This is a genomic window from Isosphaeraceae bacterium EP7 (genome assembly GCA_038400315.1).
GTDB lineage: Bacteria > Planctomycetota > Planctomycetia > Isosphaerales > Isosphaeraceae > EP7.
On sequence record CP151667.1, the window covers coordinates 3,791,642 to 3,803,697 of the forward strand.

General features: G+C 67.1%; 10 protein-coding genes and 1 tRNA gene. 4 read left to right on the forward strand and 7 right to left on the reverse strand.

What is annotated here, in order from left to right; translation table 11 throughout:
* Positions 1–24: 24 nt before the first annotated feature.
* Entirely contained in the window at positions 25–1,218 is a 1,194-nt protein-coding gene (locus EP7_RS14665; protein ID WP_463521934.1) for an acyltransferase family protein, read from the reverse strand.
* A 216-nt stretch (positions 1,219–1,434) separates the two neighbouring features.
* On the opposite strand from EP7_RS14665, the gene EP7_RS14670 reads away from it, so the two are divergent.
* Positions 1,435–1,508: transfer RNA gene (locus EP7_RS14670), tRNA-Asp, on the forward strand.
* A gap of 311 nt (positions 1,509–1,819) precedes the next feature.
* Here the strand turns inward: EP7_RS14670 and EP7_RS14675 are convergent.
* A complete protein-coding gene (locus tag EP7_RS14675) occupies positions 1,820–2,866 on the reverse strand; it encodes a DUF1559 family PulG-like putative transporter (RefSeq protein ID WP_463521936.1) in 1,047 nt (348 codons plus the stop codon).
* Positions 2,867–2,927: 61 nt separating this feature from the next.
* Positions 2,928–3,197: a hypothetical protein gene (locus EP7_RS14680; protein ID WP_463521938.1), complete on the reverse strand. Its 270-nt coding sequence runs from the start codon at positions 3,195–3,197 to the stop codon at positions 2,928–2,930.
* A 582-nt stretch (positions 3,198–3,779) separates the two neighbouring features.
* Between EP7_RS14680 and EP7_RS14685 the strand changes: the two genes are divergently transcribed.
* Complete coding sequence (locus tag EP7_RS14685) at positions 3,780–6,686, forward strand: FG-GAP-like repeat-containing protein (RefSeq protein WP_463521940.1); 2,907 nt, start codon at positions 3,780–3,782, stop codon at positions 6,684–6,686.
* 181 nt (positions 6,687–6,867) lie between these two features.
* On the opposite strand, the gene EP7_RS14690 is transcribed toward EP7_RS14685, so the two are convergent.
* The 3 genes from EP7_RS14690 to EP7_RS14700 all read right to left on the reverse strand — a co-directional run bounded on the left by EP7_RS14690 (position 6,868) and on the right by EP7_RS14700 (position 9,345).
* Complete coding sequence (locus EP7_RS14690) at positions 6,868–8,025, reverse strand: hypothetical protein (protein ID WP_463521942.1); 1,158 nt, start codon at positions 8,023–8,025, stop codon at positions 6,868–6,870.
* A gap of 271 nt (positions 8,026–8,296) precedes the next feature.
* Entirely contained in the window at positions 8,297–8,590 is a 294-nt protein-coding gene (locus EP7_RS14695; RefSeq protein WP_463521944.1) for a hypothetical protein, read from the reverse strand.
* Positions 8,591–8,769: 179 nt separating this feature from the next.
* Complete coding sequence (locus EP7_RS14700) at positions 8,770–9,345, reverse strand: PEP-CTERM sorting domain-containing protein (protein WP_463521946.1); 576 nt, start codon at positions 9,343–9,345, stop codon at positions 8,770–8,772.
* A gap of 400 nt (positions 9,346–9,745) precedes the next feature.
* Here EP7_RS14700 and EP7_RS14705 point away from each other — a divergent pair, with 400 nt between their 5' ends.
* Positions 9,746–10,054 (forward strand): hypothetical protein, encoded by a 309-nt coding sequence (locus tag EP7_RS14705; protein ID WP_463521948.1) that lies wholly within the window; start codon positions 9,746–9,748, stop codon positions 10,052–10,054.
* 107 nt (positions 10,055–10,161) lie between these two features.
* Entirely contained in the window at positions 10,162–10,596 is a 435-nt protein-coding gene (locus tag EP7_RS14710) for an Imm7 family immunity protein (protein WP_463521950.1), read from the forward strand.
* 1,019 nt (positions 10,597–11,615) lie between these two features.
* On the opposite strand, the gene EP7_RS14715 is transcribed toward EP7_RS14710, so the two are convergent.
* Entirely contained in the window at positions 11,616–12,050 is a 435-nt protein-coding gene (locus tag EP7_RS14715; RefSeq protein ID WP_463521952.1) for a hypothetical protein, read from the reverse strand.
* Between the last annotated feature and the right edge of the window lie 6 nt (positions 12,051–12,056).

Below are 12,056 nucleotides of genomic sequence, written 5' to 3' on the forward strand. Positions count from 1 at the left end.
TCACCGCGGACCTCCCCCCGTCCATCAGATTCGCAAGTAAATCCCACGCTTGTCCATCCAGTACAGCACCAGCCAGAGCACCGCCAGCACGGCCGACCCGTGCAGCAGGCGCTCGTAGGCCGGCCCCAGCACCAGGAAGGGGGCCTCGCCCAGGTGGGTCGTGATGTTCTTGGCGATCCAGCTCTCCGTCAGCCCCGACATGCAATACGCCGCGATCGAGTTGCGGCCCACGACCCGCAGCGGGTAGGCCAGGCCCGAGAGCCCCGCCAGGTCGACCGCCGCGTAGAAGCCGGCCATCATCAGGAAGCACCAGCCGCCGCTATAGAGCACCCAGCTCGGCGTCCAGATGCGCTTGACCACCGGGCAGAGCCCCGACCATCCCAGCGCATAGCCGGCCGCCAGGCAGACGGCCCCGGCCGCCGCCAGTCGCAGCATCTTGCCCGACGACGAGGCCGCCGACTTCAGCACGCCGCCGGCGAGCAGGCCCAGGATCATCGTCCCCAGCGTGGGGATGAAGCTCAGAGTCGCGTAGCCGCCGCCGTTGTACTGGAATGGCTCGGACCGGGGGAAGAGGTTGAGGAACCAGGTGTCGAACCGCCAGGCGAGGTTGCTATTCTTGTTCCAGTGCCCGGCGAACCCCTCCATCAGGTGAGGCCAACTCTCGGGCACGCCGACCGCCGAGTAGTCGAATGAGGCATCAGGCAGGGGAGTCAGGGCGAAGGCCGCCCAGTAGCCGACGAGGATGACCGCCACCGCGATGAGCTGGTCGCGCACCGGGCGGAACCCGAGCAGGAAGAGGAACGTGTACCCCAGGCCGATCTGGCTGAGGGTGTCCTCGAAGGTGTAATTCGTCTGGTCGCGGCGCGTCGACCGGAGGAAAATTCCCAGCGCCACAAGCAGCAACGACCGCCAGAGTGCGTGGGCGGTCATCTTGCCGCGCGACTGCCCCTTGGCCTCGCGGGCGGCCAGCGAGAACGGCAGCGCGACGCCGACCAGGAACGAGAACGAGGGCTGGATCAGGTCGTGCAGCGAGCAGCCAATCCACTCGACATGGTCCTGGTGGAAACAGAGCTGCTTCCAGAACCAGCTGTCGGCCAAGGCCTGGGCGACCCCGCAGAAGTGCAGGACCTCGCCCATCATCAGGAACATGACGAACCCGCGATACGCGTCGATCGACGTCAGTCGAGGGGCCAACCCCGTGATTTTCGGCTCGGCCATGAATCGTCCCCTCGCCCGGTTTTCATCGCGCCCGCTCATGTTCCGCCGACCCAGCCAATCTATCGCCGCCGGCATCGCGCATCCAGTGCATAGGCCGAGCGTTGCGGGCCGTTGCCCCCACGCCCATCGCCCCGGACCACGGCCCGCAAGTTCTCGGCACCAGGTGCTTGACTCGGACCCCCCGGTCTGTAAGAATCATCCCACGTAAGCGAACGAGGGGATGTAGCTCAATTGGTTAGAGCACCGGCCTGTCACGCCGGAGGTTGTGGGTTCGAGCCCCATCATCCTCGCTTCAAGAGATCTCCGATCCGACGTCCAACCCCGGCCCGCAATGGCTGGGGTTTTTCGTTGCGCGGCGTCTTGCCGGGATAAGCCGGCTGCGGTCGTGCCGTCAAGGTGGCCGAGATCGGACACCTGGTGAGAACTCCTTGTCCGAGGCCGTTTCGTCGGGCGAACACCCGGCATTCGTCTCGACGTCGAGGCGGAGACGCTGGATCGAAAAAAGTGGCAACGCGTCGGTTGAGATGGGCGGGGTACGCCATCGAGTGCGCACGCGTGGACCTCGCGTGCGCACTCGATGTGCCCGGCGGAGGGCCGGGTGTCAGTACGAGTCGGAGCTGATGATTTCACCCCCGTTCCGGGTCGAGAGTGCCTGGAAGACGCCGTATCTCTGGCCGTTCAGGTTGTAGGTCGGGTTGACGAACTCGATGGCCCTCGGGTTCCACGAGTTGACGGTGTCCTTGATGAACTTGACCGAGCCGTCGCAGAAGGCGAAGTTCGCCCCTCCTGGGTGGAAGCTCGCCGTCGTGACCGCAAAATTCGACTGGCGAACCACCAGCTTCGGCAGGAGCGCGGCCTGGACGTCCGACGAGAAATAGTTCGGGGGGAAGAAGCTCGAATAGGTCGTATCGCCGTAGTCTCCGGAGGTCCACCAGTTGATGCCATACAGTGTCCCGGTCGAGCCCGCGGCGATCTTGCCGTGAGCGTGTTCGCCGTAGAGCATGGTGTTGCTGGTGCCGTCGGTGATCGATTGGAGGCTGACCGGCCCGACGAGGGCGGGGCCGCCGACCTCGGAGAAGGTCCCCTGCATCTGGGCCATGTACGGCCCGCCGTTGCCCCCGTGGAAGGCGTCGTAGATCAGCGGGCCCATGTTGCCGGCATAGCTGCTGTACGTCATGGGGATGGGGCTGCCGTCCCAGCCGTCGTCGGGTTGGCCGGGGTAGCGGAGGCCGATGACCCCCACGTCGCTCGGGCACCAGAGTGCGCTCAGGCCGATGCCGTTCACGGTGCTGTTCTGGTAGGTGTAGATCATGATCGAGCAATTCAGGGCGTTGAAGATGGCCCCCTGCTCGATGTATTGCGTGAGCGCCACGAAATGGCCGAAGTTCTGGTTCTGCAAGGCCCCGTCGATCGTGCGGCCCTGGTGGTCGCCCATCGGAAACGTCTGATTGGCCGACTCGTAGTTCATGGCGGCCAGGCCGAGCTGCTTCAGGTTGTTGACGCACTGGACCCGCCGAGCCGCCTCGCGGGCCGACTGGACCGCTGGCAGTAGAAGGGCGATCAGGACGGCGATGATGGAGATGACGACGAGCAGCTCGATCAGGGTGAAGCCCCGACGCATGCCCGGACGCAGACGCAGAGATTTCATCATGAGATCTCCCGGAACAAGGGACAAGGAAGACGCCCGAAAGGCGGCCGACGGGCCGACTTCATTGGCCCGCCTTCTGCTTCTGTCGATAGTCTCTCAGCTCTCGCGCACTCATCGTCCCCTTGGAGGCCTTCCCCGGCTTGGCACTCCCGGCGATCGAGTCCGGCGGTGGTGCGTTGACGGTATACGTGGTGGACGGATCGCCCGGCTTGACCTTGGGCACATTGGCCTCGCCGCACCCCGAAATGCCGACGACACCAAACCCGATGACGACCAAGGCCGCCGCGAGGGGACCGCGATTTGATCCCGGAACCCGAGCCATCGATTTCATGCCTGACCTCGCCTTCCCGAAGACGTGGACACCCGCCGCCGCATGGGGCCCCGTCGCGTGGAGTGGGCGTCTGCCCGGTGCAGTTCGAAGGCGAGCGGGAACCAACCCCGTCGAGGCGGCGGGCTCCAGCTTGCTGGGGGAAGTCACCGACGGTTCGAACAGACGCCGACCGGATGGGACGCTTGAGAGTGTCGAAATGATGGGGATGAACGTCGCGAATGGGGCGGGGAGGCGCTCCCAGTCCATGCGGGCCGGAATCGGCCCAGAGAGATTCGAAGAGTAACCCGAATCGATCGCTGTACGCAATGAGTGATCTGTCGATCTTCTCAAGTTCTTCTCCGGGGGCTGGGCGCGAGTGATCGGCGGTTGAAGGGAACAAGCCGGAACTTTCACATGATGATCCTGGTAACAAAGTTGCGTCTTGAAGCTGCCGTTCCGTAATTTTGCGGCATGCCTCGCCGTCGCCGGAAGTCGGAGCGACGGGCTCGCGGCGGGAGCGTATCGTGGAGTCTCGACGGGGCGTCCTCTCGGCCTCGGCCCCGGTGTCGCGCCAGGCTCGCGTGGCGAATAGGGATAAGATCCATGGAACGATCGATGCCGCTCGGCCGTCGCGGAGTAGCCTGGCTGGTGGGCGCGTCGGCCGTCGCCGCACTGGTCGGCCTCGGGCTTTGGGTCGAGTTCCGCCCCTTGCCCACCTGGAAGGCGATCCGGGAGGCGTCCGGGCGGCGGCGATGGGCCGAGGCGGAATCGATGCTCGGGCGCTGGCTGCGATCGAGGCCGGATGACGGCGACGCCTGGATGCTGATGGCCGGCGCGATCCGGGAGCAGGGGCGAGAATCCGAGGTGGCCGGTGCCCTGGCGAAGGTCGGGCCGACGTCCAGGGCGTGGGGGCGGGCGCAGTCCATGCTCGGCGAGATCGCGCTGCAGGATCGGGACGCCGCGGCGGCGGAGCGCGCGTTCCGCAACTCTGCCGGCCGGAGCCCCGAGGTGCTCGCCCCGTCCCAGCGGCTCGTCTATCTCCTCAGCCTCCAGCAGCGGCCCGCCGAGGCCCGAGACGTGCTCTGGGGGATGTATCGGACGACCCTCGACCCTCGCCAGCTGGCCGACTTGGTCCTCGCGTTGGAGGCCCCCGAGGCCGACCTCAGGGGGCTTGAAGGCGAGGTGAAGCCGTTCCTGGACAGGACCCCGGCCGACCCCTGGTTGCGGCGGGTCTGGGGGCTGATCATGCTCCAGAAGGGCCGGCCGGCCGAGGCCCTCCCGCACCTGCAAGCCGCGGCGGCGGCCTTCGAGGACGACCCGGGGGGGCGGTTCGCCCTGGCCGAGTGCCGCAGGATGCTGGGCTCGCCCGAGGTCGATCCGGCCCTGCTGGGCCCCGAGCCCCTCGGTACCTCCGACCGGGCCCGCTGGTGGCTGCTGCGGGCCCGGCTGGACGAGGCCAGGGGCCGGCCGGCGGATGCGGAGGCCGATCTGACGCATGTCCTCGAGATCGATGCTGGGCACCGCGAGGCCCATTACCGATTGGGCCAGCTCCTGCGCAGGTCGGGCGACGCGGACCGGGCCGCCGGGCACATCCGGCGAGCCGACGAGCTTCAGGAACGAGACAAGACGCTCAGACTTGAACATGCCAGGCTCCGACGTGAGGGTTTCAGCCGGGACGCTTGCCTCCATCTGGGGACGCTCTGCCGCGAGGCCGGCTTGCCCGACGAGGCCCGGGCCTGGTTCGAGCAAGGGACGCGGTTCGGCCCGGATCGGCCCGACCTCCGTGCCGCCGCGAGCCTGGTGCCCGCGGGCTCGGGAGCCAGGACCAGAGAGCCCGCCCGCCCGGTGCTCGCCTCGCGCCCGACCCTCCCGCCTCCCTCGCCGCCCGCGCCGGCCCATGCCGGTGGCATCCCTCGGTTCGAGGACGTCGCACGCACGGCGGGCATCGACTCTCGGTACGACTGCGGGGCGGGCCGGTCGCTCTCGATCGCGGACACCATCGGCGGGGGCGTCGGCCTGATTGACTATGACGGTGACGGCTGGCTCGACATCTATTTCGTGAACGGCGGGCCGCTGACGGCGGATCTGCGGTCGGCCTCGGGGGCGAACAGGCTCTATCGGAACCGGGGGGATGGGACGTTCGAGGACGTGACGGCCCGCGCGGGCGTGGCCGGGTCGGCCTACGGGATGGGCTGCGCCGTGGGCGATTACGACGGCGACGGGCACGACGACCTGTTCGTCACCGGGCTGGGCCGGACGATCCTCTACCGGAACCGGGGGGATAGAACCTTCGAGGACGCGACGGCCAGGGCGGGCGTCGGCTCGCCCCGCTGGACCACCGCGGCGGGCTTCGCCGACCTGGACGACGACGGCGATCTCGACCTTGTCGCGATCACCTATGTGGAATTGAATGTCAAGGCAGAGTCGCAGTGCCGCGACGAGTTCGGGCTTCCCATCCATTGCTCGCCCCAGCGCTATCGGGCGGAGCCCGACCAGCTTTTCCGCAACAACGGCGACGGGACGTTCAGCGACGTGAGCCGGGAGGCGGGGCTGGAGGTGCCCGACGGGCGTGGGCTGGGGCTGGCGATCGCCGACCTCGACGGGGATGGCCGGCTCGACTTGTTCGTGGCCAATGACACGTCGCCCAACTTCCTGTTCCTCAACAAGGGGGGGCTGCGCTTCGAGGAGCAGGGGATGGCGTCGGGGGTCGCCTTCGACGGCGCGGGCCGGGCGACGGCCAGCATGGGGGTCGTCGCCGACGACCTCAACGGCGACGGACTCATCGACCTGTTCCACACCAACTTGATTAACGAGGGAAGCATCCTCCGAAGCAACCTGGGCGGGGGGCAGTTCATGGACGCGACCCTGTCGGCCGGGCTGTCGGCCCCCAGCCGCCCCAAGACCGGCTTCGCCGCCGCCGCGCTCGACGCCGACAATGACGGCCGGCTCGACCTGTTCGTGGCCAACGGACACATCGACGACCGGCCGAAGATTCAGACCCCGATGGCCCAGACGCCCCAGCTCTTCCTGGGGCGTGACGGCGGCCGGTTCGAGGTGATGGACCCCGCCGGCGACCGCTACTTTTCGCGACCCGTCGTCGGCCGGGGAGCGGCCGCCGGCGACCTGGACAATGACGGCCGGGTCGACCTGGTGGTGGTCCACCGCGACGAGCCCGCGGCCGTGCTGCACAACCGGACCCCGGGCGGCCACTGGCTGGGTGTCCGCCTGGTCGGGGCGAAGAACGGCCGCTCGCCGGTCGGGGCCAGGGTCCGCATCCGGACCCCCGCCGGAGACCAGATGCGCTGGCAGACGGGCGGCACGGGCTACCTGTCGGCCCACGACTCGCGACTCTGGTTCGGGCTCGGCTCGGCCCCGGCCGTGGAACACCTGGAAGTGCGCTGGCCCTCCGGGAAGGTCGAGTCCTGGCCCGACCTCCCGGCCGACCAGATCCTCGAAATCAAGGAAGGCAATCCGCCTCGCCCCATGACGGCGAGCCGGCCCTCCCGATAGGCCAGGAGGATCCGAGGGGATTGCGGGCGTACGACCCGCCTCGTCCCGGCCTTTGACGGGGTGCCTGGGAACGAGCCGCGCGTGCCGTTCCTGTTCGCGGGGTTCGAGCCGCGCTCGCGTTGCTCCGTCTTGTCAAAGAGTGGGCCGTGTGGGGTTGGCTCTGGGGGCCTTGAAGTCTCGATCAGGACGGGGATTGTGCCTCGTAGGCGCGGTGCGCCCGGCCTGACGGGACGGCCTGGAGGTGGTGGTCGGGAGCGGGTGCCGGGGACGTGGGTTGCGGGGCGGGGTCGGTGGCGGTCTTGACCTGGGAGGCGAGGCGGGCGGCCAGGCCGAAGGGGTCGATCCAGGTGGAGTCGGAGGCGTTGGTCGGGTCGAGGTGGGTTCGTTCTGCGCCGGCGGAGTGGCTTCGTTCTGCGGTGGTTTCGGGGCTGTACTGGTGGGGGGCGGGGAAGGTCTCGACGCGGATGCGGGAGTTGCCCTTCCAGGCCGGCTCGGAGTCGTCCCACTTGGGGTTGGGGGCCTGGGCATTGGGGCGTGACTGACCCTTCTGCATCAGGGCGAGCGCCCAGCGCATCCGGCGGAAGCTGGCGGTCTCGTAGCGGCGGAGCAGGACCAGGGTCTTGTCGTCTACGGTGGAGAGGCCCATGGTCGCGGCCTCGCGGTGGTCGGCCTCGATGTCGTCGAGGGTCTCCTGCTTGCGGAGCCAGAGGCGTTCGAGCTGGTCGTCGACAAGCTCCTGGAGGTGGTCCAGGGGGTTGACGCCCTCGGCGGCCTCGGTCGGCGGGTTCAGGTCGCGGAGGTCGGCGGCGATGCCCATCAGGTCGAGGGCCATCGTCTGCTGGGCGTCGGTCCAGGTGCCCGTCTTGTCGAGGGCGTGGCCCAGGGCGCGCCAGCGGTCGATCATCCAGTCGCAGCCGGGGGCGGTCGCCGCGAGCCTGGCGGCGACCTCGTCGGGCCGGCCCGGCAGCGAACGGCCGAGCTTGGCGGCGTCGGCCTTGCGCTCGTCGGCCCAGCAGGTGGTGGCGCGGCGGGCGCGAGTGTCGCGGACGAGCCGTTCTTCGATCCGGCAGCGCTCGATACGCAGCGATTCGACGGCGATGGTCTCGACCAGGCACATCTCGAAGGCGTTGACCGGCCGCAGCGACGAGTTCCACTGCTCGGCGCGATCCCGGGCGGCCTGGGTCTCGCCCTCGGGGACGACGACGGTGGCCGCGAGCCCGTGGATCAGGCTATTCCGGCGGGACTTTTCCTTTCCCTCGGCCGTCTTCGGCCCGGTGCTGCGCATGGCATTGCGGCGGTTGGCGTCGATGCGTTTCTGGCTGACTTCGATGGTGTCCATGGTGCGGCGTCGCTTCCGGGTGGGTGATTCAAAGGGTGTCGCCGGCGCTGGCGTGGCCCGTCCCGCGCGACGTCGCGCGAGATGGGCCTCCTTTGAATACCATCCGAAAAAACGGCCGTTTGGTTCTGTGAAAATCGGAAAAGCGAGGAAATCGTTCCTGGCCGGGCCGGCTTGTCGGGTGAACGGGCGGGACCGGCGTGGGACGTCTCGGGTCACGACGAGACTTCAGAGGGGTAAGGAGGGATGCGCCCGGAAGAGTCGGTTCCTTGCGTTACTGACCGTCTGGTGGCTGGGAAGCCGGGTAGATGGCGTCCAGCATGGCGGCATAGTCCGGGCCGCCCTCCGGGAACCGCTCTCGATAACGAGCTAGGACCGCCCGCAGGCCGCAGACCGACCAAGTGCCCCAACCGTACATCGTCAGGGGCAGGTTGTGGAGCGCATTGGCCAACTCGTGGACCTGCTCGGGCCGATGGTGGACGCCCCGCAACTCGACGAACACCGCGTAGAGCAATTCGCAGAGCTGTCGCCGCTGATTCTCATCCGGCAGAGGGTCGCCCTGGCCCACCGAGTCTTCCCCAGGTCCGCCCATCGGGCCCGACCGCCGATGGCACCAAGGACGTTACCAAAATCAGTGAGACGAGACACATCGGAGCTGTCTTCCTCAACAAGAACTTGGCCGTCTGAAGATCAATAGGCCAGTCGAGGCTGGCCTGCGGATCAGCCGGATCAGCCGGATCAGCTGGATCAGCGGGCGGCGACCTTGCGGCGGCGGCGGATGGTGAAGCCGGCGAGGCCGACCAGGCCCGTGCCCATCGAGACCATGGCGGCGGGCTCGGGCACCGGGGCGAAGGTGAAGTTCAGGGCCAGCCGGTCGCCGTCATTGTAGCTCTGGCCGCTGAAGTTGATCAGGAGCTGCGTGTCGGTGAAGGAAACCTGGCCGGCGGAGAAGCCCGGCAGGGTCGTGCTGCCGTCGACGGTGACCCCGGTGATGCCCAGCGTGCCGGCCGACAGCAGGTTGAAGATGATCCCGTTGAACGGCCGGTTTTGCAGGGTCGGGTCGGGGAGCGACGTGTTGAAGTCGATGGTCAGGGTGTTGGCGCTGAAATCGACCGGCAGGAACGTGACGTCCTCGATGTTTCCCGTCGTCTCGACCCCCGCGCCGACGACGAACGTCGAGGGGGTGAACGATCCATTCGGGTAGACGGTCGAGGTGTCGGGGAAGTAATAGGCGGCGTCGAGCGAGACGCCGGTGAAGTCGGCCTGGGCGGCAGGGACGAAGGCAAGGGCGGCGAGCATGATCAGGGGGGCGTGAAGACGCATCGATGGCTCCTTGATTTCTCTGGATTCGTGACCCGAGAAGGGAGCTTAGCCCCCGACGCCGGAGGCTTACAATCGGCCGATGCCATTAATAAACGTAGGATGTTATGAGTCAACAATTGCGTTGCGGCGATGCGTCATCGGCCGAATCTGTTGGCGTATTTCGAGACTCGGACGCCCTTTATGACGAAACGCCCGCGACGGTGTGTCACCATGTGGTCGCGGCGCAGTGGGGTCGAGGCTGATGCGACGGGCGACGATCAACGGGGGCATCGGCCGGATCGTCGAACCCGGCCAGTGGTGAGGAGGGCTCGCCTCCTTGGTTCGTCCCGGCGGTCCGCTTACGATGACGGCCTGCGTCGTGGGCCCGGGTGTCGGCCGAATGTTCGAGGGGTCGATTGAAATGGTGAAGGTTGATCAGTTGATTCGGGGCATCCGCCGAGAAAGCCAGCTCGCCCTGGGCCTCGGCACCCTCATGTTCCTGCTCGTCGGCGCCGGGAACCTCATCTCGCGCTTCCAGGGCCAGGCGACCATCGAACCGAATGACAGGGCGTCCATCATCGGCCTCACGTCCCTGGGATTCCTCGGCATGGCCTACGGCCTGCTCACGGCCCGCATGGCCGGGATTGCCGAGGCGCTCGCGGCGGAAGCTCGGGCCGTTCCCGGATCGGACACGATCGGTCGAGAAGCCGGCGCCGAGGGGGCGGACTGAGCACGCCCCGCTCGGGGTGTGAGGCCATGTCGTCAACGCCATCGCCTCGGTCGGGTAGGGCGCGACGACTCGGGGCGCCGGGTGCTCGACAGAGATCGGGGGGCTTCATGTTCGAGTTCCACGGCTGGGCGACGATCCGCATTTCCGATCGCGAGTCGGAGTTCGAATCCATCGGGCGCGGGCCGATGGTCGACGCCATCAAGCGAGTCCGGGCGGCCCTCAACGAAGCCCACGACGAATTTTCGGCGTTCGACCTGCGGTCAGCAGGCAATGGGTTGGTCGTCCTCTCCGTGCATGGCCTCCGCAACCATCGGTATAAGCCGGTCATCGAGCTCTTTCGGTGGGTCGCAACCGAGCTGCCCGACTCCTACGGCCTTCTGTACGTCCACGACGACGAGGACGGCGGCAGAGGCTCCGATTACACCAACGAGTTTCGGGTGTGGCGGATGGCTCGGGGTAAGCTTGAGGAACATGCCGACACGCTCCTGTCTCCATACTTCCCGACGGTCGAGCTCCCCGAAACGTTCGACGACTCCGCTTGAGCTTGTCACCGGGACGCCAAGCTGCGATCCCCGATCGCGCGGCCGAATCACGCTTCAATGGTTGTGATTTGCCGTCGAGCCCACGGCCGGTGGACGCAGACTTCCGGGAGAGTAAGGTCGTCATTCACACCCACGGGTCGGGCGGGCAAGGGCCGGGTTGAGGTGGTTCGAGGGGAGTTTCCCGGGCGGATCACGATGAATCCGAGCACCAGAAGGCCAAGCCCCTGTTCAGCGACCAACTCTGGGCACTCAAGGCCATCTCCATTAAACTTACGTCAAATCGAAGTTGGTACGCCTTGTGTGGCGGCGAGACATTAAAGGATAGGAGCATGCGAATTCCGCGATTTCGGTTTACCTGGGCGGGGGTCCTGTCACTCTTGCTGGCAGCTCTATTCGCGTTCTGCATCTTGGCTTACTTGTTAATAAATCCCCGCGATTGGGTCGAAACCGCGATCGTGGGCCTACCGGCGGATACACGATTCGTGTGCCTCGTCGCCGATGGACCACGGGGGCCGAGCGCGATGGATTGGTATCGTTTCAAGTTATTCCCCGTCTCGATCCACCCCAACGGAGATACATGGAGCTACTTAGATTCCAGTGACCTCTCTGACGTCGACCGTCCGCTTCGACGGGCTGTCGGGTGGAGGGCGTCCTTTCGGGTGGGAATCCTGCGGGGGGCGGAGGATGGCCGATGGCAGATCGCCTGGTTCGACCCACCGAAGGGCGAATTGCGGGACCGATCGGTCATCCTCGGTGGAGGGCACTGGGCGGCTCGGTGGCATGATGCGGATGAAATTCAGGAGATGCCACGAAGCCTGCTGTCCTCTATGGGATTCGATTACGCCCTCGGGCAACTTCCAGAACGCGATGGTTTAAATGCACCTGTTCGCCCTTGACGTCTGAAGTAGGAACGAGATGAAGCTCTCGCCGAGGAGATCGCTGCGGAGGTCCGGGCCGTTCCAGGATCGGCCGCGAACGTGCGAGAAGCGGCTGACCAGGGGGCGGACTGATCAAGGCCATCAGATCACGTCCGCCCGCCAGGCGATCGAGCAGATGATGCCGACGGTGACGCATGCCGCGACCGGGGCAAGCATGGGGGGCGGCCCCCATCCTCCGAAGACGAAGATCCACGCGGCTATGGTGAAGATGACCCCGGAAATGGCACCCACCGGGATGGTCCAGGCCAGGGAGAGGAAGAGCGGGGCCGATCGCAGGAGGTGGGCGAGGAGGGCCAGGGGGCCGAGGGCGAAGAGGGAGGAGGCGGATCCCCAGGCGAGGAGGAAGGTTGCGGTCATCGGCAGGGGTTCTCCGCCGCTGGTGATGCCCGCGGAGATGAAGGTGCCGAGGATGAGGGCGGCCGGGATGCCGAGGAGACGGCGACGTCTCGACGGTTCTCCGACCCGGCCGATGGGTGGACTTGGTTGAGCCTCCGGAACTGGTCGCGGCTCGTTCATCGTTCA